The organism is Aureispira sp. CCB-QB1 (genome assembly GCF_000724545.1).
Taxonomy (GTDB): Bacteria; Bacteroidota; Bacteroidia; order Chitinophagales; family Saprospiraceae; genus Aureispira.
In genome coordinates, this window is the sequence record NZ_JHBV01000025.1 from 32858 (window position 1) to 59153 (window position 26296).

Annotated in this window: 16 protein-coding genes; 10 read left to right on the forward strand and 6 right to left on the reverse strand. The window is 36.0% G+C overall.

Annotation, left to right across the window (positions count from 1 at the left end; genetic code table 11):
- The first annotated feature begins 127 nt into the window (after positions 1-127).
- From CG11_RS12330 to CG11_RS12340, 3 genes are all read left to right on the forward strand, one after another.
- Positions 128-3169: a CHAT domain-containing protein gene (locus tag CG11_RS12330; protein ID WP_052596605.1), complete on the forward strand. Its 3042-nt coding sequence runs from the start codon at positions 128-130 to the stop codon at positions 3167-3169.
- A gap of 83 nt (positions 3170-3252) precedes the next feature.
- Positions 3253-4029, forward strand: a complete 777-nt coding sequence (locus CG11_RS12335) for a DUF4261 domain-containing protein (RefSeq protein ID WP_368667158.1) — start codon at positions 3253-3255, stop codon at positions 4027-4029.
- Positions 4029-4394: an LPXTG cell wall anchor domain-containing protein gene (locus tag CG11_RS12340; RefSeq protein ID WP_052596607.1), complete on the forward strand. Its 366-nt coding sequence runs from the start codon at positions 4029-4031 to the stop codon at positions 4392-4394. Before CG11_RS12335 ends, CG11_RS12340 begins: the two co-directional genes overlap by 1 nt.
- A gap of 170 nt (positions 4395-4564) precedes the next feature.
- On the opposite strand, the gene CG11_RS12345 is transcribed toward CG11_RS12340, so the two are convergent.
- Together CG11_RS12345 and CG11_RS12350 are read right to left on the reverse strand one after the other, a co-directional pair.
- Positions 4565-6826 (reverse strand): tol-pal system YbgF family protein, encoded by a 2262-nt coding sequence (locus tag CG11_RS12345; RefSeq protein ID WP_052596608.1) that lies wholly within the window; start codon positions 6824-6826, stop codon positions 4565-4567.
- Positions 6827-7075: 249 nt separating this feature from the next.
- A complete protein-coding gene (locus CG11_RS12350) occupies positions 7076-9343 on the reverse strand; it encodes a hypothetical protein (RefSeq protein WP_052596610.1) in 2268 nt (755 codons plus the stop codon).
- An 840-nt stretch (positions 9344-10183) separates the two neighbouring features.
- Between CG11_RS12350 and rfbA the strand changes: the two genes are divergently transcribed.
- The 5 genes from rfbA (at position 10184) to ybeY (ending at position 17777) form a co-directional block, all read left to right on the forward strand.
- A complete protein-coding gene (gene rfbA / locus CG11_RS12355) occupies positions 10184-11053 on the forward strand; it encodes a glucose-1-phosphate thymidylyltransferase RfbA (protein ID WP_052596611.1) in 870 nt (289 codons plus the stop codon).
- 437 nt (positions 11054-11490) lie between these two features.
- Positions 11491-12825: a citrate (Si)-synthase gene (locus CG11_RS12360; protein WP_052596613.1), complete on the forward strand. Its 1335-nt coding sequence runs from the start codon at positions 11491-11493 to the stop codon at positions 12823-12825.
- Between the two features lie 362 nt (positions 12826-13187).
- A complete protein-coding gene (locus CG11_RS12365; RefSeq protein WP_052596614.1) occupies positions 13188-16664 on the forward strand; it encodes a DUF4175 family protein in 3477 nt (1158 codons plus the stop codon).
- Positions 16665-16820: 156 nt separating this feature from the next.
- The gene (locus tag CG11_RS12370) at positions 16821-17228 is read left to right on the forward strand and encodes an ATP-binding protein (protein WP_052596616.1); all 408 of its coding nucleotides are present in this window, start codon (positions 16821-16823) and stop codon (positions 17226-17228) included.
- A 117-nt stretch (positions 17229-17345) separates the two neighbouring features.
- Positions 17346-17777, forward strand: coding sequence for an rRNA maturation RNase YbeY (gene ybeY, locus CG11_RS12375; protein ID WP_052596618.1), 432 nt, complete (start codon positions 17346-17348; stop codon positions 17775-17777).
- Positions 17778-17952: 175 nt separating this feature from the next.
- On the opposite strand, the gene CG11_RS12380 is transcribed toward ybeY, so the two are convergent.
- On the reverse strand, positions 17953-19482 hold the full coding sequence (locus CG11_RS12380; protein ID WP_197043838.1) for a Do family serine endopeptidase: 1530 nt from the start codon (positions 19480-19482) through the stop codon (positions 17953-17955).
- A 224-nt stretch (positions 19483-19706) separates the two neighbouring features.
- Positions 19707-20150 carry an Hsp20/alpha crystallin family protein gene (locus CG11_RS12385; RefSeq protein ID WP_052596622.1) on the reverse strand — a complete coding sequence of 148 codons (444 nt, stop codon included), beginning with the start codon at positions 20148-20150 and terminating at the stop codon, positions 19707-19709.
- Positions 20151-20513: 363 nt separating this feature from the next.
- Between CG11_RS12385 and CG11_RS12390 the strand changes: the two genes are divergently transcribed.
- Positions 20514-22505: a glycosyltransferase family 2 protein gene (locus CG11_RS12390; RefSeq protein WP_052596624.1), complete on the forward strand. Its 1992-nt coding sequence runs from the start codon at positions 20514-20516 to the stop codon at positions 22503-22505.
- A 13-nt stretch (positions 22506-22518) separates the two neighbouring features.
- On the forward strand, positions 22519-23415 hold the full coding sequence (locus CG11_RS12395; RefSeq protein ID WP_052596627.1) for a hypothetical protein: 897 nt from the start codon (positions 22519-22521) through the stop codon (positions 23413-23415).
- A gap of 15 nt (positions 23416-23430) precedes the next feature.
- Here the strand turns inward: CG11_RS12395 and CG11_RS12400 are convergent, their stop codons facing one another.
- Both CG11_RS12400 and CG11_RS12405 read right to left on the reverse strand, forming a co-directional pair.
- On the reverse strand, positions 23431-24666 hold the full coding sequence (locus CG11_RS12400; protein ID WP_052596631.1) for a DUF1501 domain-containing protein: 1236 nt from the start codon (positions 24664-24666) through the stop codon (positions 23431-23433).
- Between the two features lie 2 nt (positions 24667-24668).
- Entirely contained in the window at positions 24669-26204 is a 1536-nt protein-coding gene (locus CG11_RS12405; protein ID WP_052596632.1) for a DUF1800 domain-containing protein, read from the reverse strand.
- Positions 26205-26296 lie beyond the last annotated feature (92 nt).

Below are 26296 nucleotides of genomic sequence, written 5' to 3' on the forward strand. Positions count from 1 at the left end.
CTTTACAGAGGACAGAGAAACTTTAGAGAATTACTTTTACATTATTAAGAAAAAGAGTTGTATTTGTACAGTAGATATAGTAATTTACTAAGAAAACTTGTTCTGTCTTAAATCGCACTGCCACAATATGTTGTATAAGATAATTTTAATTTTATTTCTGCTTGTCAACCTTTTTGTTAATTGTCTGGGACAAGTTGATGTTGCTAAAATTCTCAAAAATGAAGGCGTTACTGGATTAGAAAATCTAATAATACAAAAGCCTTCTTATCAATGGGAAGCCAAGGATTTCCATCAAATTTATTTGTTTTTTAAGCAGGTAGGCTATGAGGATAGACAGCAATTGTATTCGATTTTAGGGGAGCGATTATTAGGACCGAGTTTAAGTATGTCTATTAATAGACAGTTTTTAGATGGGGAGGAAATGATGCAGAGTTTTGCTTTGTTAGAGGATTATAGGGTACAACTGAAAGAGGCTGAAAAGTGGAATGATTGGGCTTTTATTACACAGATTCTAGCAGAAAATGCCTATTATCACCTAGATGCATTTTCTCAAATTGGGCGGTATTATGATGAATTGATGTCTGTATGGGATTGGGTAGATAAAAAGAAACAAAGATACTATGCTGTCTTAGCTGGAAATCATTTTATGGCTGTAGAGCAAAATTATGAGAGAGCAGCTACTTACTTTCTAAAAGTCATAAATTCTACAGCGTTTACTAAAAAAGAAAAGCTAAATATCTATAGCAGTTTGTCTGAGCTGTATTTAAGGAAAAAAGATTTTAACCGAGCTTTGGAATACGGAAGTATTGTGCTAAAATCGGAAATGCATGATTCGATTAAATATTTACAGCAGTTGACTCGTTCGGGGAATATTTATAAAGAATTAGGAAATTTTAGAGCAGCGGAAGATTGTTTTTTGACAGCGAAAGACTTGTTGCCTAAAGAAGAAAAACTAGCCTATGATCCTTATGCTAAAATCAATTATTCGTATGTCTATAGTGGGTTGTTAGAAATTCAATTAGAACGAAAAAAATTGAAAAAGGCAGTTCCTTATGTTGAGATGCTAGAGAAGCATTTGCCCTATTTTGTCGCACAAGGACAGGGAGCTTTTTTAGTCTTAAACCCTCTAATGCAATATTATACCATTAAAAACGATACTACAAGTTACTTGTATTTAGAGAAAATTCTAAAAGAGAATGAGAATAGAGTTCCTTTTGCATTTATGGCAAAAACGCTTACTATTAGAGGGGATTATTGGTTTCAACGAAAGAATCTAACCCTTGCTTTGAATTTATACAATCGTGCTTTAGATTTATTAAAAAATACAAGTACTAATGAATTAGTAGTATATACACAAGATGAACCACAAGCGTTAGAGACATTGACTAAAAAATTGGATTTGTTGCATTGGCAACGTCAATATAATAATAGCATAGCGACAGAAGAGGATTTTTATAGAACTACACAACAAGCAAGAGGTCTATTGGATCAGATTCGTCAAAGTTTGACGACAAAAAGTGCCAAGCAAAAGCTATTGGATAATGCTCCAAAAATTTATGAATACTCTTTGGAAGCAATTGGTAGACTGTACAAGGATTCTAAAGATATAGCATATTTGAGAGAAATGTTTACCCTTATAGAAAAGAGTAAGGCGATTCTTTTGTCAGAGGCACTAAATGAAAATCTAGCACAGAGTTTTGGAGGAGTGCCCGATACGTTGCGTACAGAAGAACGGAATTTAGCAAATGATATTAAAATTTATGAGTCTAAATTATTAGATGCGCAACGGAAAGATAAAACAATTGCTATTGCGGCTTTTCAAGATATTTTACTTCGAAAACGAGCAGAGTTGGATCAACTAAAAAAGCATTTAGAAGCATCGTATCCTAAATATTATGAATTGAAATTTCAAGATAGGGTTGTTTCGGTTGAAGCTGTTCAAGAAATTTTAGCGGACAAGCAGGCAACTTTTGTCTCTTACTTTGTCGGGGAAAGAAACTTGTATATGTTGAGTTTGACAAGTGATCAGATAAATATTCAAATAGAAACATTAGTAGGAGATAACCGAAACAGTTTTTCAAAAGATTTACTGACTTTAAAAAGGCGATTATCTAATATTTTGGATGTTCAATCTTACTCAAAGAAAAAGTTTGATGATTTTTGTACTCAAAGTCATCGTTTGTATCAATTGTTGTTGAGTAAAGTTGTAAATAGTTCTAAAAAGATCATTATTTCAGCAGATGGTTTGTTGCATTACATTCCTTTTGAGACATTGTTGATGGAAAAAGTCAATGTGGAAACAGTTGATTTTAAAGATTTGCCTTATTTGTTGAAAAAATATGAGGTTAGTTATCAGTATACGGCCTCGCTATGGTTAGAATTATTAAAGAAAGAAGTTATTGTTAAATCTGATCGAAAAGGAATCTTAGGAATGGCGGCTACTTATCAACAGCCTGTTACAAATATACCACAAGATCGGATGGTTTTACGTCAGAATTTGGTAGAATTGGAAGGTGCGAAAAACGAAGTTCTTTTTTTAAAACAAACATTTAAAGGAAAATTTTGGTTAGAAACCTCTGCTACAGAGGCTAACTTTAAACAATCTTCGGGAAATTATTCTATTGTTCATTTGGCTCTACATGGTTTGGTGAATAATAAATTGCCGATGAAGTCGGGATTAGTGTTTACAGAAAATGGAGATACCATAGAAGATAATATTTTATTTGCTTACGAATTGTCAAGTTTGGATTTAAACACGGATTTGTTAGTGCTTTCTGCTTGTTCGACAGGTGATGGTATTTACCAAAAGGGAGAGGGAGTACTGAGCTTAGGGCGTGGTTTTATGTATGCTGGTGCTGCCAGTATTTTAACAACACTTTGGCAAATTAACGATCAATCGACACAAACCATCATGCAATATTTTTATCAAAACTTACATAAGGGGATGGAAAAAGATGTTGCACTACAGCAAGCAAAATTGAGTTATCTGGCGGCGGCAGATGGTCCGATTGGTCACCCTGTATTTTGGGCAGCTTATGTGCTAATTGGAGATACAGGAGTTGTCGCTATTGATTCTAAAACTACTTCTGCTTGGTGGTGGGGGTTGATAGGCTTTATAGTTGTATTGATAGTAATGGGGGGCTTACGTAAAAAAGCATTGGCAGAATAAATGTGGTAAGTATGGAGTATTCTAATAAATAAAAAAATATGGGGCTATTTGATTGGTTCAAAAATAAAAAAAAAGAAGGGAAAATGACCGAAAAAGATTTTTCAATAGAACAGTCTGAGTCCTCTATTTTGTTGTCTATGCCGATGTTTAATGGGGTGGACTCGTATAATTTGCAAGCTGTAATAGACGATTTAAAAAGTTATTGGAAGTTAGACGTGTCGGACGTTAATGGAGATGCAAAGACTGCTACGATGAGTATTGATGGTGTATTGGTGGCTTTGGCTAGTATGCCAGCGCCAATTCCTGCCAAAGATATTGAGGATATTGCTCCTCACAATTATTTATGGAAAAACGCTGAAGAAGATTGTCGAAATCATCAAAGCCATGCGATTGTGACGGTGCTTTCGAGTAAAAATGTAGCTATCTTGGAGCGTTACAAGATGTTGACAAAACTAAATGCTTCGATATTAAGGACTTCTGGAGCTATTGGAATTTATCAAGGAACTCAAACACTTTTGTTACCAAAAGATTTGTACTTAGATTTTGCCAATTTCTTGTTAGAAGAAGAGCTTCCTATTCAATTATGGGTTTATATTGGTTTGATTGGGAGTCAAGATGGAAGTAGTGTGTATACATTTGGTTTAAAAGATTTTCAAAAAAGAGAAATAGAAGTTCTAGATAGCAAGCTAGAAAAAATGGATCTATATGATTTTCTATTGTCCATTGTTAATTATGTTGTCGCACAGGATGTTGTGCTACAAGACGGGGAAACAATAGGATTTTCAGCCGAGCAAAAAATAGCAATCCGTGTTTCTGAAGGACGATTTTTAGAAGGAAATACCATAAAACTAGAACTTTAATGGAAAGAGAAGCATTATTAGACAGCCAAGAAAAAACTTCTAAAGGAAGTTGGATGCCTCTGTTATGGGGCGTTGGAAGTGTTTTGTTGGGAATGCTAAGCTTTATGCTGTCGTTGGGAATGCAATTGAATAAGTACCTTCTGAAGATTGCAATAGAACGAGATGCCGACTTGTCATTTAGTGCAATGTCAACAAGTGTGGGCTTGAAAATTTTTATCTTGATGGTTGCTTTAGGTGGACTTTGGGGAGGATGGAAATATCACAAAACAGGGGATAAAAGTATGAGGATCGTTGTTCTATTTGGTATCGCTTTAGCCGTATTGGCTATTGTATTTTTATTGGTACCAATTTATAACTATCTGTAACAGCCGTTGCAATTTATAATCAAACGACGTTCGATCTCAGAGAGTATCACATCAAACTTAGATAAACAAAATGTATGGTAATGGATTGGATATTAAAGCCAAATACTGAAAAAGCGTTTAAAACGTAAGTTTGTTCAGTATTTGGCAATAGGAAGGTGGAAAGATTTTGTTTAAAAACCTTCGTATACATCTTTGGGAATACGACCATCAGGTTTGGTATCGGTATCCAAGCCCTCTTCTTCATTCCATCCACGGAAGCCCTCTCCAACACGCTCTCCATCAACATACTTGATAACAAAAGCATATTCAAACCCTGAGTTGTTTAATACGTAAGAAAGTGCGTTAAGAGCATCGGATTTTCTTTTAAAACCGTCAATGTTTTCCTCGTTGGTTTCTTTGCTAACCACTAAGATTCGTTTCAGACCACTGCTAATTTTTTCTGTTGATAAACGACCAATTTCTTTTAAAACTTCGTATTTATCAGCTCTAAATTTACGGACAGCAGATACTTGAATTTTGTACACAACCGATGGAGGGGCAATTGGACTAGGAGGGTAAGGTCCAGGGAAAATAGGCAGTTCTTTAATGTCTTCTTGTTTGACGATTTGAGGCTCATGATAAGGCTGAGGAATTCCATCTTCGTCATAGTATAACTTTCGATAATCTCCCAATCCTGCAATAGCATCTAACTCATAGAAAATTTTTAAGGTGTCTCCTGTGTATTCAATCCCTAAATTAGGGTCAATGGGATCGACAGGCAATTGATAAGCATTGCTATTAGAGTTGTAATGTGCTGCCATGATGTAATAACGGATGTCTTGTGGATCTACTCTTGGAGGCAGAACAATATCTGTCCGAGCGATTAATTCAACATCATTACTAATATTCTCTGATTGGCTTCCTGTTGTGAATGGGAAACTAGCTACTTGAAAATTTTCTTTTTCGATGGAGATAATGTAAGAAGTATTAGGCTCTAAATTTTTGAACTCATATTCTCCAACCGCCAGTATACGTTCGTCAATCAATTCTTCATCGCCCAAGTTTGTTTTTTGAAAAAGCTTAATGTTAAGATCTTTCAATAGACCTCGTTCGGGATAATCCGAATCTCGAATAGCACCAGATATTGCCAGCTCTATATTTTCAATACCAAAGTAAAAAATATCATCATCTGTTGTTGTAGAACGTTCTGGCTCAAATGGACGATTAGAAACTAGATATCCTCCACCATGTGCTTCACTGATTGTATAATATAGATCATCTGCTGCCGAATTGACAGGAAAGCCTAAATTTTGGGCAACTTCCCACTGTAGCTTTTCCCCCTTAGATTTGAAGATGTCCAAACCACCAGCACTCACACGACCATTAGAACTAAAATAAAGGGTTCCTGTTGGTTTGTGATAAAAAGGGCTAATCTCGTCTCCAATACTATTGACATTTCTCCCTAAATTTTTAGGCAAAGTAAAGCTTTTGATATTGCTGTTTACGGGACGAGTTGTATACCACAAGTCCAAGCCACCTTTTCCACCTTTTCGATTGGAAGCAAAGTATAAAATTTCTTGATTATCTGAGGTGACAACCACAGGATGGGTGGTATTGGCATCGTCAGGATTGATATAGTCTGGCAAGATCGTTGGAGCAGACCATTGCCCACCTCCCAAGTTCTCCATTAAATAAATGGCACATTGAGGTTTGCCGTCAATAATATCACACTGAGTAAAGTAAAAACGATTGCCGTCTTGTGTAAATGAACCATTGCCAAAATGTGTACGTTCCATTTTGCCAACAAAAATAGAAGGAACTTGAGGACGCACCCAACCATCTGCTTGTTTGACAGTCCTATGAATCTTTGCTACTCCTTTGATTGTAGAAGAAAAATAGAGCACATCATTCGCAAAAGGGATGGGGGCAAATTCAGTTTTAGCACTGTTTACCTTAGGACTCAAATGCTCGATTGTAACGGCAGGATTGGTATATTGTTGTGCTTTTAAGGCATAGTTGCAACCTTTTAGCTCATTTTCAACAAATTCTCGGTATAGCTCTTTATCGTCTCCTTGATAACTTAACAAAAAGCTGTTAAATGCCTCTTTTGCTTTATTAGCAGCGCCTGTTTGTTTGAGAGCCAAGGCATATTTGTACCCAGGCTTGTCATATTTAGGATTGTTATTATCATCTTTTACAACTTCCAACGATTTGACAGCATTTTCGTAATCTCTTAAATCGAGGAAACATCGACCAGCTTTGAAGCTGTATTCAGGCTTATCTTTTTTTTCTTCATAAACGCCTCGATAGTATACTGCCGCACGGTACAAATCGCCACTTTTTTCAAAATCTGCAGCCATTTTAGCTCGTTTTCTCCAAGGAAGTTGATTCTGTGCATTCATACTTGGAGCAAGCAAAAAAGCAATAAGCAAAGTAAAATGTGTTATTTTCATTCTGTAAATTCTTTGTTGGGAAGACAAGTAATGGGAGTTCTTGAAAATCATTGGTTGCCCGATAAAACAACTACAATAAAAGCGTTCTATCCATGTTGATAACAGCACATGCCCTAACTTTGAACGTTTCAGATTTTAGGTAAACCCCGAATGAAAAAACAAGGTTGTCTCTAAAATCTGAAACACTAACAATTATTCTATTAATATGTAAGGGATTGTTTCTTTTTAGTCTTTGAGTAGGTGTTTCAATTAAAAACCTTCATAATCCTCGTTCAGACTTTCTTCTTCTTCAAAGGTTTCGGAAGTTCCGTCCTCTGGTTCATCCCAGCCACGGAAACCTTCGCCAACTCGTTCGCCATTAACCACTTTAATAACAAAAGCATTTTCAAAACGTGTATTATTAATAATATAAGAAAGGGTATTTAATGCTTCTCCTTTGGATTTGAACCCTTCTAGACCATCGTCTGTAAGTTCGCTAGGAACAACCATCACTCGGCGAATACCATCGTGAATATCTTCAAAAGCTAATTTCCCAACCGACTCTAAATCCTCGTATTTGTAACTTTTGTAACGGCGAACCGCTGCGACTTGGATAATATAAACAGTGCCTTCTGGAGCAGCTTCTTCTGGATAGATTTTTTCAACAGGTGTTTCAATGAATGGTTCTTCTTCAAATACTGGTTCATCTTCAACCGTAGAACTGATGTCTCCCATATAAGGCAGTAACTCGCCATCGGGACCATCGTAGTAAACTTTACTCTCAGTAGATAAATCAGCGACATCTTCTTTTATTTGATTGTATATCTCTAAGTAAGGTCCTTCGTATGCTTCTCCAGTTACTGGATCAATTGGTTCGCTAGGAAAAGAGTACGGATTGTCACGAGAATCATATTCAGGAGGCACAATGCGGAATTTGACAGCATCCCAATCTACTTCTTCTGGTTCTACGGTAGGAACTTCTAGAGCAACGTCTTTGATAACATCTTCAGAATGAACAAACTCACTTGTGTTGATGTCGAAGCTAGCTAAGTTATAACCTTCTTTAGAAATTTCAACCGTATATTGTTTTTTAGGCGCTAATTTGAAACGATATTCAGCGATTGATAACATACGCTCTTCAACCAATTCATCTTCGTTAAAAAGTTTGATATTAACTTCAGAAAGGGCTCCATTGTCAGGGTAGTTCGCATCCGTAATCATTCCACTGATGGTTACAACAATTTTGTTTTCACCAAAGTAAAAAATATCGTCGTCAGTTGTTGCTGATTTTTTCGGTGCCAACAAACGGTTGGAGACAAAATACCCACCGCCATGTGCCTCGCTTACAGTATAGTAAAGGTCATCGGCAGAAGAATTTAGAGGAAATCCTAAATTTTGAGCCACTTCCCATTGTAATTTCTCTCCTTTCGATTTGAAAATATCCAAGCCTCCAGCACTTACACGACCATCCGAGCTAAAGTAAAGAATACCTTCCGCTTTGTCATAATGCGGTGTAATTTCATCGCCAGGAGTATTGATATTTCTACCCAAGTTTTTAGGTAACGTAAAGTTATTGCTAGAACTCCCAACAGCACGTGTGGTAAACCAAATGTCCAAACCTCCACGCCCGCCTTCGCGGTCTGAAACAAAGTACAAGATCTCTTTGTCATCTGTGGTCACTACAAAAGGATGCGTTGTATTGGCACCCGCTTCGTTGATATAATCAGGAAGCAAAATAGGCTCTGACCATTCGTCGTCACTGATTTTGTTCATCACATAGATGGCACAAGAAGGTTTTCTGTCTGGTAAATCGCATTGTGTAAAGTAAAAATGCTCGTTGTCTTCTGTAAAGGTACCATTCCCAAAATGAGGTTTTGCCATTTTTCCTTCAAATATTTGAGGAACTTGAGGACGAGACCAGTTTTCGCCATTTTTTTGACTGCGGTATACTTTTGCAGATCCTGTTGCCAAAGAAGAAAAATAAAGGATATTATCATCAAAAGGAATCGGAGCAAACTCAGTTTTGTTACTATTTATTTTAGCATCTAACAACTCTATTTTAATCGCAGCATTAGTATGTGTTTTTTCATTTAAAGCAAAATCACAACCTTTTATTTCGTTTTCACAAGCTTCTTTTAGGGCTTTGTAATCTTCATTATCGGATGCATAACTCTTAATGAATTTATCAAAAGCAACTTTTGCCTTTTCTGCTTGCCCTGTTTGTTTTAAAGCTAACGCATATTTGTATCCAGGCTTGTCATAAGTATCGTTTTGATCCTTGACAGGTTCCAATGCTTTGACAGTGTTGGCATAGTCTCTCAATGCATAGTAGCAATTACCAGCTTTGTAAGTGTATTCTGGTTTATCACTTTTTTCAGCGTAAATGCCTTCATAATATACTGCTGCTTGGTAGTAGTCGCCTTGTTTTTCAAAGTCTTGAGCCATTTTGAGGCGTTTTTTCCAAGGAAGCGTTTTTTGAGCATTTGTAAGCCCAACAAACATAGCAGATAAGAGCAGGGTAATATATAATTTTCTCATTCTGTTGCTTAAGTTTTAAAAAGAATCAACAAGTGAAAGTGTGTTAATTGGTTTGTTTAATATTCTATAAATGAGGCTGTTCGGGAGGGTGTTGAAAAACTTCAAGTTGCAAAGGTTTGGTTTTGAATTTGTTTTAACTTGTCTAGTAGTTTAAGATAAGAATAGAGTTACTTAACCCTCAAAAAGTCCTATTAATACCCAAAACAAGACCTTACTCATAAGCCCTTGGCTAAAAAGAATCTAAAATTTTAACAAACTCTACCGATAATTGTCCTCAATATAGCTTCAATTCTCCAAAAAACACAACCTATAAATTTAGATAGTAAGTGTATGATTGTAATAAATGATTGTTTATGGATGAATAAATTATGCATCTAATTGGTCGAAAAAACTCGCAAGAGACCATTCTAAATAGGTTCCGTACTTGATTATTTGCTAAAATTTATAGTCATTTTATAAGTCATTTATTGTAAGCATCCACCTATTGGGAAAGAAAGCAAAAATACTTAGCTTACTCTTTTTCATTACAAAAGTAAGGCTTATTTATTGTATTTGCGAAATGATTGATTTGTTATTCTATTCGCAAAGGACAAAATACTTGAATTTAAAATGATTTACAATAATATTTTATTGTGTTTGACCGAGTAGTTTAATTTTTTTTTAAGTTTGTACACTCAATAAGCGGTGTTTTTTCTCTTAATCCAACTCAGCAATCTATTTATATTCATGTTGTAATGCACAGTTTATGCCAAAAAAAGCCGGCAAAGGAAGAGAGCAAAAAATCTGTATAATTGGAAATCGAAAACAGAAAGATTAATATAATATATACGAACTAGATTTATGAAAGGAATTATCTTAGCAGGAGGCTTGGGAACACGTCTTTACCCTTTGACACTAGCAGTAAGCAAACAATTGATGCCAGTGTACGACAAACCAATGATTTATTACCCATTGTCTACCTTGATGTCGGCAGGCATTCGAGAGATTTTAATTATTTCTACGCAGTATGACTTACCCAACTTCCAAAAGTTATTGGGTAATGGCTCTCAAATAGGCTGTCGGATTAGTTATCAAGAACAAATTATTCCTAATGGTCTGGCGCAAGCATTTGTACTAGGGGAACAATTTATTGGGAATGATAGTGTGTCTTTGATCTTGGGAGATAATATCTTCTATGGTAGCAATCTCAACGAATTATTAAAGCAGAGCAATCAACCAGATGGAGGAATTGTTTTTGCATATCAAGTCGCCGACCCTGAACGATATGGTGTCGTTGCTTTTGATGATGATAATATGGCCTATTCTATCGAAGAAAAACCCAAACAACCTAAGTCTAACTATGCTATCCCTGGACTGTATTTCTATGATAATTCTGTTATCGAAGTCGCTAAAAACTTGAAACCAAGTGCTAGAGGAGAATATGAGATCACAGATGTTAACAAGCATTATTTAAATAAAGGGAAATTAAAAGTAATGCCACTAGGACGTGGTGTGGCATGGTTGGACACAGGAACACATAAATCGTTGATGCAAGCAGGGCAATTTATAGAGGTAATTGAGGAACGCCAAGGTTTAAAAATTGGTTGTATAGAAGAAGTCGCTTATCGACAAGGTTTTATCAATGAAGAACTGTTGGAACAAGCTGCTGATAAATACAAAAAAAGTGGTTATGGTCAGTACTTGTATAAAGTGTTGGAGTGGGGAAGGTAGCAGAATTTGAGGCTAAATTTGTGAAGAGATGTTCCTTAAAAAGGACTTGTTTTTTTCATAAAAAATAAGCATCTTTACAAGAACAATATTTGAAGAAATATTGTTACAAAAAGTGATCGAGAAAAGAGAGCATGTGTCTACCTCAAAAACAATCTTTTGTGGAATGTTTCAGTAGGTTGATTAATAGGAGGTTGAAGGGGGAAATGCTGGATAATAACCCAACAATAAATAACCGTGTCAAGTCGCTTCTTTGATTTTTTGGTTGATAAAATCAAAAATTGTAGAAAGTGCCCCAAACAAAGACTCAGAACATTTAGAAAGCCTACAAAATTTGTCTATCTTGCCCCGATGAAATTCTAATAAAATTTGTTAATTTTGCGATAAGACAATATTTAACTCTGTAGAGAGTCGATTTATATGCAACAAAAAAAGATTAAATGGATATTTTAAAACAAAGATTTCAAGCTAAGGCATTTGCTTTATTCAAAGCAAATAAAGATATGCTTAAAGAACATGGAGATTTAGTAATCGATAAAGTTTCTATCCGCCAAATGTTTGGTGGTATGCGTGGTATGAAGAGTATGATTTGGGAAACATCAGAGTTGGATGCTTACGAAGGGATTCGATTCAGAGGTTACTCTATCCGTCAATTACGCAAAGCATTGCCCAAAGCCGAGGGTTGTAAAGAACCATTGCCAGAAGGTTTATTTTGGCTGATGCTCGTTGGAGATATCCCTACAGATAAAGAAGTTAAATGGGTAACGGAAGAATGGAAAAAACGTTCTAATGTTCCAGAACATACGTTCAGAATGTTGGATTCTTTGCCAACAACAACGCATCCAATGACACAATTTAGTTCGGCAATCTTGTCGATGCAAACAGAAAGTATTTTTGCTAAGCGTTATGCTGAAGGCATTAGCAAGCAAGATTATTGGGATGCGTATTACGAAGATACGATGAACTTAATCGCTTGTTTGCCACGTATTGCGGCTTATATTTATCGTCGTACATATTTTGATAACAAGCACATCGAACCAAATCCAGAGTTGGACTGGGGAGCAAATTTTGCGCACATGTTGGGCGTAAGTGATAATCCTGATTTTCTGAGCTTGATGCGTCTGTACTTGACTATTCACGCAGATCATGAAGGTGGAAATGCTTCGGCACATACAACACATTTAGTAGGATCTACTTTAAGTGATCCTTATTATTCTTTGTCTGGCGGTATGAATGCTTTGGCTGGACCATTGCATGGTTTGGCTAACCAAGAAGTTATTAAGTGGATTCTTCAAATGGTTGACGATTTAGGGACAGATACACCTAGTTCAGACCAAATTGCAGACTACATCCACAAAACTTTGGCAGAAGGAAAAGTGATCCCTGGCTATGGACATGCTGTGTTGCGCCAACCAGACCCACGCTATATGGCACAACGTGTTTTTGCTGAAGATTACATCAATGACGACCCAATCGTAAAAATAGTTTGGAAGTTGTTTGACATCGTTCCACCATTATTGCAAGATTTGGGTAAGGTGAAAAATCCTTGGCCTAATGTTGATGCTCATTCTGGTGCTTTGTTGATGCATTATGGATTAAAAGACTTTAGCTTCTATACTGTATTGTTTGGGGTGTCTCGTGCAATGGGAGTATTGGCATCTGGTGTATGGTCTAGAGCATTGGGTATGCCTTTGGAGCGACCTAAGTCCTTGACTTCTTTGGCTGTTAAGAACTTTATAGAAAAAGAAGCTACTAGCAGCACTCCAAAAGAGTAAGCGATATAAAGACAAAAGACAGAACCTGTCATCTCAGCCATCTACTAAAATAGATGGCTGTTTTTTGTTTTTAGTAGTAATTTGAGGTAATACGAAATGGAATAATTTATGTCGCCATAAAATAGCTCGCTATTTTTCGGCTTTTTGTCTTAATTAGAAAAAATATCTATCTTTTATTTTATACGACACCCTTTATTCAATTTCATACTTGTATTAAACGAATGTCAAATATCCTGTTAAAAACGTTAAAGTTTTCTAAATAGCTCATCTATTTAGCTTGAAAACAAGTATCTTAATGTGCTAGACATGTTCATAAGAGGAGCGTGTCAAATCCCTTAAACATCAAAGTAGGAGGACAAAATATGCAAAATAGTAACTATCAATCCCTAATTGAGAAAATCGACCAATTTACTCGCAAATATTATATGAACAACCTTATTAGAGGGAGTTTGTATAGCATTGGTGTTTTATTAGTAGCATTTATTAGCTTTTCATTGCTAGAGTATTATTACTTTACAGCTACAACCTCTTCAATGCAGCTTCGTAAAGTACTATTTTACTCTTTCTTAGGAATCAGTATTATAACGTTGGGAGCGTTGGTGTTTCGACCATTGTTGCAATATTTTAAATTAGGAGCTGTTATTTCTCACGAACAAGCTGCTAAAATTATTGGTCGTCACTTTGGAAATGTAAAAGATAAGTTACTGAATGTATTACAACTAAAAGAACAAATGAATTATGCGGACTCTGCATTGGTGGAGGCTAGTATTAATCAGAAAATTCAGACGTTAAAGCCTGTCCCTTTCACAGCTGCCATTGACTTGAAAGAAAACAAACGTTATTTGCGCTATGCGTTGCCTCCGTTATTGTTGTTGTTGTTATTATTGTTTTCATCTAATATTTTGGAAGAAAGTGCTGGTCGTATTATTAATAACAATAAAGAGTTTGAAAAAGCAGCCCTATTTAGTTTTATTGTTGAAGATAAAGAGCGAAAAGTGGTGCAATACAACAATTATGACTTAGAGGTGCATGTCGATGGAGAAGCACTCCCCAATGAGGTGTTTATTGAGGTTGATAATTATAAATATAAATTAGAGAAAAAAAGCCCCAATACATTTAAATATACATTTGTAGAATTACGCAAAGACACTAAATTTAATTTAACTGCCAATGGAGTGATTTCTAAAAGTTATGATATTGATGTCTTAGAAAAACCCCAAGTAGCGGATTTTGATATTAATTTAAATTATCCTTCTTATACTGGGCGCAAAAATGAATCAATTACGGGGATTGGAGACTTGGTAGTACCTGTGGGGACAAATATTGATTGGTTGTTTAAATCTATTAATACCAATACTCTGAATGTTCAATTTCCAGGAGAAAAGGAAAAAACAGAAACTACTCAAGTGGGCGAAGCTGCTTTTTCTATTAAAAAGCGTGTGTTAAAAGAGGGAACCTATAAAATATTTATTGGCAATAAAGAATTGCCAACAGGTGATTCTATTTCTTATTCTCTGACGTTAATTCCTGATATGTACCCATCAATAGACGTACAATCTAATCGAGATAGCTTGAACGATAAGATTGTTTACTTTGTAGGGGAGGCGTCAGATGATTATGGTTTGAGAGCATTAAATTTTAATTACAAAATTGAGCGCCAAGATCAGGTTGTTAAGGAAGATAAAATGTCAATGGCAATCACAAAAGGCAAGCAAACAACGTACGATCATATCCTTAATGTAAAAGATTTAAACCTAAGACCTGGAGATAAATTGAGCTACTATTTTCAAGCATTTGATAACGATGGTGTCAGTGGTAGCAAATCGGTAAAAACTCCTGTGATGTACTATGAAATGCCTACCGTAGAGGAATTGAAAGAAAACGAGACGACGAACAATGCTGAGATTAAGAATGAATTGGAGGATGCCATTAAGAAAATGAAGAAATTAGGCGATGATGTTAAGCGAGTGCAAAATAGAATTCTGCAAAAGAAAGATATGAATTGGCAAGATCGTCGAGAATTGGAGAAACTTATCAAGGAGAGAGAGGCGATTGAAGAGGAAATTCAAGAAGCAAAAGACAACTTTGATGAAAATATTCAAAAACAGGAGGAGTATCAGAAAGTAAGCAAAGAAATTGCAGAAAAACAGGAGATGCTTCAAAAGTTGTTTGATGAGGTAATGAATGATGAAATGAAGGAGTTGTTCCAGGAAATGGAAGAAATGTTGAATGAAATGGATCAAGAAAAACTCAAAGAGCAACTGGATGAAATTAAAATGAGTGAGGAAGAAATGGAAAAGGAGTTGGACCGTATGTTGGAGTTGTTTAAGAAAATGGAGGTCGAAAAGGCAATGGAAGATGCGGTTAATGAATTGGACTCTTTAGCTAAAGAACAAGAGGAGTTGAGCAAACAAGCAGAAGAGAATGCTTCTGAAAACGAAAAAATAGAAGAAAATCAAGAAGATAAGAAAGATGGTGGAGATAAAAAGGATGGTGACGGAGACAAAAAGCAAGAGGATAAGAAAGATGGTGCAGATAAAAAGAAAATGAGCCAAGAGGAGTTGGAGAAGAAGCAGGAAGAAATCAATAAGAAGTTTGATCAAATAATGGAGAAGGTAAAAGAGGCGAAGGAGAAAAACGAAGAATTAGAAAGTCCTATGGACATGGATAGCGAGGAAATGGATCAGCAAGAGCAAGATGTTCAGGAAAATCTTCAGAATAGTAGCCAACAACTTCAAAAGAAGAACAATAAAAAAGCGTCAAAATCTCAAAAAAATGCTGCTCAGAAGATGAAGGAAATGTCTAAGGAGATGAAAGAAATGATGCAAATGAATCAGATGCAGCAGATGCAACAAGATGTTAAAAGTATGCGCCAGTTGTTGGAGAATTTGGTAGACATGTCTTTTGAACAGGAAGATTTGATTGATGACGTTAATATTACAATAGCTAATACGCCAACCTATGTAAAATTAGTGCAAAAGCAGGATAAGTTGAAAGATGACTTCCGTCATATTGAAGATAGCTTGCAGGCTTTGAGTAAACGTGTTTACCAAATTGAGGCGTTTGTTACTGAAAAAGTGACAGAAGTAAAGAAAACGCTCAAAAAGAGTGTTGAAACATTGGAAGAACGCCAAAAACGTACGGCTGTTGTACAACAACAGTATACAATGACTGGGGTCAATGATTTGGCTTTGATGCTAAATGAAGCAATGGACCAAATGCAACAACAAATGGCGCAGCAGATGCCTGGAACACAAGTTTGTGAAAAACCTGGGCAGGGAAAACCTGGTGGACAGGGGCAAGGTATGGGCAAAGATGGCAAAAAGCCAGGAATGGGGGGCTTGAGACAAATGCAAGAGCAGCTGAATAAGCAAATGGAAAAAATGAAGGAGATGATGAAGCAGGGAAAAATGCCTGGTGGAAAACAATTTGCGCAAATGGCTGCCAAACAAGCTGCCATCCGAAAAGCGTTGCAGGATGCGAAAAAGAAAGGTCAGAAAAAAGGGAAAGGTGGTGGAAAAGAATTGCAAGAAATGATAGATGCTATGGATAAGGTAGAAACGGATTTGGTCAACAAACGTTTGCCTAACGATATGCAAAAACGTCAAAAAGATATTTTAACCCGTTTGCTACAAGCAGAAAATGCAGAACGTGAACGTGAATTGGATGAAAAAAGAAAAGCAGAACGCCCAGATAAATATGTTCCTAAAATGCCACCAGCATTGGAGGAGTATCTAAAAAAGCGTCAAGGTCAAGTAGAAATGTTTAAAACTGTTTCACCTTCTTTGAAACCTTATTACAAAAATCTCGTAGAAAAGTATTTTAGAGCATTAAATTAAAATCAATTACTGTGTAATGGATTTAATATTGAAGAATTAGGGAGCTTTAATATTATTGGATTTAACTAAAATTTGCCGCCATTTGGAGACAAATAAACAATTTTCCAACCATGCACAATTGTTGATGATTAAAAAACTAAAAACCAACATTTTCTAATGACTGAACTTGCACTTAACTTAACCCTTGATTCTCATCCTAAAAATATCGCAGAGGTAGAACCTTATGTGACTCAAGTAGTTCAAAAATATGAGATCAATCAAGAGTTATATGGTAATATGCTAATCACTCTAACAGAAGCCGTGAGCAATGCTATTATACATGGAAACAGTGCCAAAGCAGCAAAAAAAGTTTTTGTTTCTACCAACTGTTCCAATCAAAAAATTTGCTTTACGGTTCAAGATGAGGGGTCTGGATTTAATCCCGATACTTTGCCTGATCCAACTGCCCCCGAAAATATACTTACTCCTGGAGGACGTGGTGTGTTTTTGATGAGACAACTTTCAGATGCCGTTACTTTTAGTGACGATGGGCGTTTAGTAACCTTAGAATTTTCTTTGCAGTAGAAATATAGGTGCATCAAACTTAGGTGTTTGACACTGAATCCCGACTAAGTTAAAAAACTTAGTCGGGATTGTTTTGGTTTGGGCAGCCTCTAAAATTTTAGATTATAAAAAATAGATATGGAACTTACCTTTCATTCCGAAGGAATTGATTTTGAGTTGGAGGACTCTACTATAATTCAAACATGGCTAAAACAGGTCATTAAAAATGAAAATTGGATCTTGGCAAATGTTGCTTATATCTTTTGTAGCGATGCTTATTTGTATAAAATGAATGTAGAACACCTACAACATGATACCTATACAGATGTCATTACTTTTCAATATAATGAGGACTTTGTAGAAGGGGATGTTTTTATTAGTGTTGAAAGAACGACAGAAAATGCTGGAATCTTTGGCGTTACTCCTAACCGTGAATTACATCGTGTGATGGTACATGGATTGTTGCATTTGATGGGGTACAAAGACAAAGAACCCAAGGACAAAGCATTGATGACAGAGAAAGAAAATCAATATTTGGAGCTATTGGATACTATTTTGGTGTCGAATTAGTTGTTCTTAATAATACCTTATTGGATTGGGTTTAATGATAAAAAAAACAGTGAAGTTTTTGACCTCACTGTTTTTTTATGATTGACAACTTGTTGATAGCAATAGAGCAGAATGAACTTTTTAAGATAAACCTCTTATGCTAACATAGACTAATAGGTAGTTATTAATGAATGAGTTATATTCCAAAGGCATAATAATAAGCACCTGGAACCTCTTCATAAACTCCTTCTAGCATGACCCCACCACTTTTTTGAGCTAAAATTTTGGTAAATTCTTCAACAGAGTGAATCGTTTTTCCATCAATATGTGTGACAATAAAGCCATCTTTCATTTGAGTTTGTTTACTTAGTTTGCCAGCATGAATTTTTCGAATTTTCACCCCTCCATCAATACCTAATTTTTCGGCTAAGTCAGCACTAATATTTTCTACTTCAGCACCAATAGTTTTTATGGTTGTTCTACTTGATTTATCCAAGAGCTTTGTATTTCCGTCCCTATTGTTCAAAATCACATCAATAGTTTGGGTATTGCCATTTCGATCAATCGAAAGCTGGATAGATTCTCCAGGGCGATGTCGAGCGACAATTTCTTGCAAATCAGAACTTGTCTTAACTTGAATCCCATTTACGGCTGTAATAACATCTCCAATTTGTACATTTGCTTTAGCGGCAGCACTGTTTTTTAAAAGGCTATCGACATAGACTCCTTGTGTTAAATTCAACTCTTTTTCTTTGGCAAAGTTCCCATCGATGGTACGAATCATAATTCCTAAGACTCCTCTCTGAACAACTCCATATTCAATAAGGTCTTGCACGACCTTAGATACAATGTTGGCAGGAATGGCAAACCCATATCCAGCAAAAGAACCTGTAGGACTAGCAATAGCTGTGTTAATGCCAACCAAACCTCCTTCAAGATTAACAAGGGCACCACCACTATTTCCTGGATTAATAGCTGCATCTGTTTGAATAAAATTTTCAACAGCGTATTTATCTTTTAAGATATTAATACTTCTTCCTTTTGCGCTAACGATGCCTGCTGTAACTGTTGAATTTAAACCCATCGGGTTGCCAACAGCAAGTACCCATTGTCCTGTTTTGACTTGGTCTGAGTTGACAAAGGGAACACTAGGCAAGTCTTTTTCCTTTATCTGTAAGAGTGCTAAGTCAGTAGAAGGATCTGTTCCAATGATTGTTGCTTTATAGGTTCTGTTATCATGCAAGGTGACTTCTACATCATCAGCATTTGCAATCACATGATTGTTGGTGACAATATAGCCTTCTTGATTAATGATCACCCCAGAACCTGTACCAACTCTAGTTGGAGCTTGATTTGATCTAGGGTGAGTAGGAGGGTTTCTAAATCTAGGGTTAGGACCAAAAAATTGCTCTAGATTATTGCCAAAAAGATCTTGAAGTGGTGCGGGGATCTCTTGAAACGATGAATTTCGACTGGGATAAATCTGCGTTGATTTAATATGCACCACAGCATCCAATACTTTTTCAGCAGTAGCATTAAAATCTAAAGGTATGACATTGCCTGCATCGTCCATTGAGTAAACGGCATTTTTGCTAGCGGTATGATTGATGTGTTCTATTTTGACCGTTTTGTTAGAATGGTTAGCATTGAGATATGAAAAAATACTAACTGTAGATAGGCTGATTACCAAAGCAATCAAACCTGAAAAAATAAGATTTTTTTTCATGATTGCAATTTTTTATTACTTGAATGTTATGTGAAAATAGTAGTATGTAAGCTATTTTAGTTTGTTGATTATGAGAGAGTAAACTAAAATTCTATCATTTAATAAATTAATAATAGCACCTATTTCTTACATAGAGAGTGGGCATTGCTATTCATTCATAATGTATTATGAGCATAAAAATGCCAGACAGCATGGAGGCGCTGTCTGGTTATATTGGTAATAATCTAAGAAATTTCAATTTGACGGGCAGGTTTCTTTTTAGCTTCCTCTTTTTTAGGTAAGGTTAAGCTTAAAATTCCGTCTTGATAAGTTGCTTTTATATTGCTATCGTCAACTACTCTATTATTTAGATTAAACGAGCGTTGGAAGGATTGGTAACAAAACTCTTTACGAGTGAAGTTTTCCCCTTCTGTGGCTTCATTTTCGTGTTCGACTTCGCTTTTAATGGTCAAGGTGTTATTGTCCAATTCTATATGAAAATCTTCTTTTTTCATACCAGGGGCAGCCACTTCTACACAATATTCATCTGTTGTTTCTTTAATGTTTACAGAAGGCAATGTGGTGCGGTTGTTGGCAAAATTTCGATTTGACCAATTAAATAATGAATTCCAATCGTCGTCAAAAAATTTAGAGACAGTTGGTAGCAAATTACTTTTTACTGGTAACATAACTAAAAATTTAATGTTTTAACTAATTGAATGTCACTTAGTATTTTTCAAGTGCTGTGCCAATTGATTTTTGGTGTCATAATGGCATTTCTGTGTTCTGGTGAAATGACAATATGTCTTGTTTTTTAAAATTTTGTCATTCGATTTATCTTAAAGAGACTTGATCAACAAAAAGGACGTTATTCTTTTGTCAAAACTGAAAGACAATGCGACAAAACGTAATTTCTTTGGTATCTTAGCGCCTTCTTATAAGATGTTTAATTGTAGAATAGTTGGCTAGGTTGAGCGTACATTGACTTAGCAAATGCATTCAGAACCATTGTAAAATATCCAATACCAAATCGCTTGGCGACTCCGAACAAAATGAAACTATCAGTTATTATTGTTAGTTACAAAGTACCTTATTTTTTAGAGCAGACTTTATTGTCTGTTCAAAAGGCTGCTCAACATGTCGAAACAGAAGTCATTGTTGTGGATAACAACTCTAGGGACAACTCTGTGAGTATGGTTCAAGAAAAATTTCCTTGGGTTCGGTTAATTGCCAATACACAAAATACAGGATTTGCTACGGCAAATAATCAAGGGATAGAAATAGCAAAAGGAGCGTATATTTTATTTTTAAACCCTGATACAGTTGTTCGAGAAGATACCTTTGAGCAAGTAATTGACTTTATGAGCGAAAACCCTCAGATTGGTGGGTTAGGGGTCAAAATGATTGATGGAACGGGAGTTTTCTTGCCAGAATCCAAACGAGGTTTTCCGTCGCCAGAAGTAGCATTTTATAAAACCTTTGGGTTTTCCAAGTTATTTCCAAAGTCGAAGCGTTTTAATCGGTATCATTTGGGCTATTTAGACAAGGATGAAAATCATGAAATAGATGTATTGTCAGGTGCCTTTATGCTCGTTCCAAAGAAAGTATTGGATGAGGTTGGGTATTGGGATGAAGCGTTTTTTATGTATGGGGAAGATATTGATTTGTCGTATCGAATTATCAAAGGTGGGTATAAAAATTATTATTACTCAGATACAACAATAATTCATTACAAAGGAGAAAGCACTAAAAAAGGAAGTTTGAATTACGTAAAAACTTTCTATGAGGCAATGATCATCTTTACTCAAAAGCATTTTCAAGGCTCTAAAGCGGGGTTGTTTATCTTGATGCTTCAATTTGCAATTTATTTCAGGGCTTTCTTGACCTTGCTATCTAATTTTCTTAAACGAGGTTCTTTATTTGTCTTGGATGCTCTAGTAGCTTATGGTGGTTTGATTGTTATCAAGGATATTTGGGCGCACATTCGATTCCAAGATGCTAGTTATTATGATAGTAATCCAACATTGATTTATTTCAATTTCCCTTTTTATGTTCTAATGTGGATTGGTGGAATTTATTTGAGAGGGGGGTATGACAAACATGCTAGGACAAAACATGTTTTGACAGGAGTATTGTTGGGTATGGTTGCTATCACCTCCATTTATGCTTTATTCCCTCAAGAGCTTCGTTCTTCTAGAATGTTAATCTTATTGGGAACTCTTTGGACGATTATAGCCGCTTATTTGAATCGAAGTTTGGTTTCTTTGTTGCAAAATAACACGATTTTTTGGAGTACTTCTCAACAGCGAAATGTTGTAATTGTAGGGGACGAGCAGGAAAGCAAGCGTGTGTTAAATTTACTCTATCAAGCGCATGTAGATTTTAATTTTATAGGGACGGTTGGTACAACTGGAGAGGCTAATTTAGCAGCGTTATTAGGAGATGTCAACGACTTGGAGTCATTGACTCATTTTTATAAGGTCAATGAACTGATTTTCTGTGGAAAGAACATTAGTTTTGAACAAATTATCTATTGGATGACTCGATTAGGACCAGGTATGAATTACAAAATTGTGCCTCAAAATAGCACTTACATCATTGGTTCGAACTCAAAAAATAGCGCAGGAGACTTGTATGCAGTAGATATTAATTTTAATATTGCAAACTCTATTCAACAACGAAACAAACAGCTCTTAGATATCGTTTATAGTTTATTTTTCCTTGTTTTGTCTCCCATTCTTTTTCTTTTTATAAAGAATCGATTAGGCTTCTTTCGTAATATAATTTTGGTATTAACAAGAAAAAAAACATGGGTAGGGTATGTGCCGAATTCAAACAATTCAAAATTACCGCAATTGCTCCATGCTATTTTGACACCTATAGACACACTTAAAATAAAACCGACAGAGGAACAAACTCTTCATCGAATTAATTTGTTCTATGCAAAGGATTATACTAGTAGTGCCGATTTTAGTATAATAATACAGGCTTGGCGAGAATTAGGACGTCAAGAAATACCTGTTTACGCTCCTAAGAAAACTTAAGGAAATTGAATGTATGAATGCCACAACTTTCTATGAAAATATATTTGAGCTGTCTCCACAGTATCCTTTAACAGTGTTGGAATTTCTGAAAACCGAACTGCAATTGGGCAAGAAGTATGTTGTCATGGATGTTCATACGCATAATGGTCAGTTGAGCAAATTGCTACACAAACACGTTCATTTGGTCTGTTCTGTTTCCTCGGATCCCCAATATCATGTCTATTTAAAAGACAAGCTTCGAGATAAAACTAATTTTTTGAGCTTAAATGCCTTGCCTATTCTGACCAATATAGAGGAAGATTCAATTGATTGTTTGTGCATTGATGAGACGTTTAATAAATACGATGCTCTTCGCATGGGGATCGAGTTTGAGCGTATTTTAAGATTAAACAGCTATGTACTTGTCTTGCAGAATAAATTATTAGGCATTCCTAAAACATTTACCAATGCGTATCTTACCTTCTTAAAACATTATCACAATGAGGAGGGGATATTAGCAAAACTTCCAGATAAAAATCGTTTGGAAGAATTTTATAGTAATGGTTTTGCTCAACAGAAATTTAAAAATCAACAGTGGCTTGATTGGTCTATGTTAAAGCAGTACTACCAAATGACTTTGGAGAAAGAACAATTAGAGATGCCTCCTAAGGCTTTAGAGGAATTGGAACAACTGTTTAGGCAGTTTGAGCAAGAAGGGCAAGTACATTTGGAATATCAAACTTATCTTTATTATGGTTTGTTTAACCATTCTGTCCCCGAAATATCGCTGCGTAAGAGTATATTTTTTAATGTTTTGCGTCCTTTTGCTTTTGTTTTTTATATTTTAGTAAAAGCCAATATTTATTTTTGGAGAGCTTTGTACAAGATAAAAGAAAAACTATTTCCGACATCTGATTCCACACAACGATAGAATTTTAAAGAACTTCTATAAGAAACCAAGCATTTGAGCTGTGTCAAAATGAGGAAATACAGTTTCTACATGTTGATGCTTCATTTGCTTTTGTAGTATTTCACTTAAAATAGTTCTGTAATCTGTTGTGATTTCTAAATCTACATGGTTGTTTAATTGATGGCTTGACAATCCAGGCCATTTCCCATACATTTTTCCACCCTTTACTTGTCCACCTAAAATTAATGCAAGCCCTCCATAGCCATGGTCTGTCCCTCCACTACGATTTGATTTTAATCTTCGACCAAATTCACTCATAACAACGATGGTTAGTTTAGAGTGATATTTCGTCATGTCATTATAAAAAGCTGCCAATGCGTTTGAAAGCCCTTCTAGGCGCAGAGGAAAATGGTAGGCTTGATTTTCGTGATGATCCCAGCCATCATACTCTACGGTAGCAAAATGAACGCCTGTATCTAGCTTGATTAAGTGCGCTAAATTTTTTAAGGAATTTGCAAAGTCTTTGATAGCCCACGTACTAGGATAATCGGCTCCATGTTCTGGATGATAAGGAGGGTGTTCGGTTTGTTTTTTCTGTAGCATTTGAATCGTGGAAAGTGTTTGTTGACCAGCTTGATGTAGCATGGTATCTCCTTGGTAAAATTCGGTTAATACTTCTTGCAAAATAGGTTCACCAATTAGTTTGAATTCTTGAATAGAATCAATTGAAATGGCTTGAGAGTAGCCTTTTAAGGCAGGAGATAGACCATTGTTTCCAACCGAGACAGCAGGCAAAGTTCCTGTGTTTGAAATGGTTTCAAAATAACGAGTCATCCAGCCTTGGGCACTACTGTTGTTTTTAGACAAGCCTTGTTCAATCAGTTTAGTTGCCTCAAAATGACTCCTAGTGCCATTTAATAATCCTACAGCATGAACAATAGCCATATCGCCATTATCGTATAGCTCCTTCAAGGCGCTTGCCTTTGGATGAATATTAAAGTCAAGTCCTCCCAAGCCATTTTTTAGTGTCAATGTCGCATTTTCTGGAACTTGTAAGCTCTTTAGCCTAGCATTGGCATAATGATGATCACCCATTGGAGCAACAAAATTTAGCGCATCACATCCTCCCTTTAAAAAAACAAAGACAAAAATCTCATCTTTTGGATTGTTGAGGTGCAAAGGATTGTAAGCAAAGCTTTGTACGCCTGGAATGCTAGATAAAGCGACACTAGCACCCAAGCCTTTTAGGAAATTTCTTCTATTTATCATCATAATTAACGGTATTGAAATTGAGGTGACATCAAAATAAGAGCAATGAGATGAGCAAAGCGATATTGGCGATCTTCTTTACCATAAGTACGTGGCGAATCATCTTCTGTTTGATCTTCTGTTAGTAGAATACGAATGAGTCGCTGTTCTTGGGAAAGTTGTTGTGTATTACCTAGTATTTTCTGAACAAAAAATTGAACAATTTCTTTACTGCTTTGCACCGAAGGAGGAAGCAAGTCATCTACGTCAAATGTTGCCATTTTATGCCAATTATCAAATAGAATAGATGGGATGCTATTCCAGCGTTTGAGCATCATATTACTATTGAGCCAATAAGAGGCTTGATCGGGATGTCCTGTAGGCGTAGTCCAAGAAAATAAATGATAGCCCATTTGTTCTAACATCCATTGTAGGTTGAGATTGGGCATAAAATCCAAGTCCAATATTCGAACCATAGAACAAAGTAATTCAAAAGGATTTTTAATTTTATTGCCTAGAGCATGACGAAATTCTTTGGATAAAAGGATGGTTTTGAGCACAGCCCGAATTTGCTGTGGAGAATCTTGTTCTTGCATCCATGTTTGGGTTGCTTTCGTGATAATTGACTCAGGAGGATCATCGGCTATAAAACGAATGCACAACTTTTGGCAGATAAAACGAGCCGTTCCTGGGTGTGCTGCGAGTAAGTCTAATACTTTCCGTCCATCAGCCAATGGCCCTTGGTTTGCTTCAAACTCTACCCCTAGAATTCGTTTTTGATAATTGTCGTGCCATTTTTCTAGGTATAAAAACTCTCCTGTATGAGGTTTATCTCCATTTTCTGTCCAAGCCCCATCAGCAACCGTCCATCCTGTAAAGGCACGGGCTGCTTCGTAAATATCCTCATCAATATAACCAATTGCCTGACCTTCTGTCGCACCTGGAACATCTCGCCATTTGTTATAAATATGATTGAGATAGTTGTCTTTGCCCAAGGTATGCAACTCAAAGAGTTCTCTTGCAAAATTCTCATTGGCAGGACTAGCTCGACTAGAGGCATTGTTTAAATAAAATAACATTGCTTGACTAGTGGCTACATCCTCTAAAAAGGTTCTAAAATTTCCAAAGCAATTTTTACGAATAACAGCTTTGTCATATAAGGGCAATGTTGCAGCAATGCGTTCATCTGCATGAATACTGACATTGAAGTGGTTGTGCCAAAAATGAACCATCACTTCTCTAAGTTGCCAAGGACTGTAGATCGCATTGAGGCAGGTATTAATGATTACTTCAGCAGCAGGTATTGTTTGATGTGCTTCTTTTTTTACCAATGCCCAAAGCTCAGAGAGTTGGGCATCAAGAAATCTAAATGGTTGCCCTGCTGCCTCCGACTCCTCTTGAATGAATTTGAATTTTCTTCGTTGTTCAATTAATTTTGGTGACTCTTGATTAGAAGGATTTAGCTGTTCTTCAAGATAGGCTTCAAAACCAATTGTATTGATACGCTCTAAACTCTGTCTATTGGGACCAAATCCGATTCTATGGAGTATTTTTCGATTCATTAGGAAGAAAAATTTAAGAAAAAGTAATTTTGGGATTAAACATTACGCTGTAAAAAAACGTATTGACTAATTGCGTTTCTACTAAGCAATAG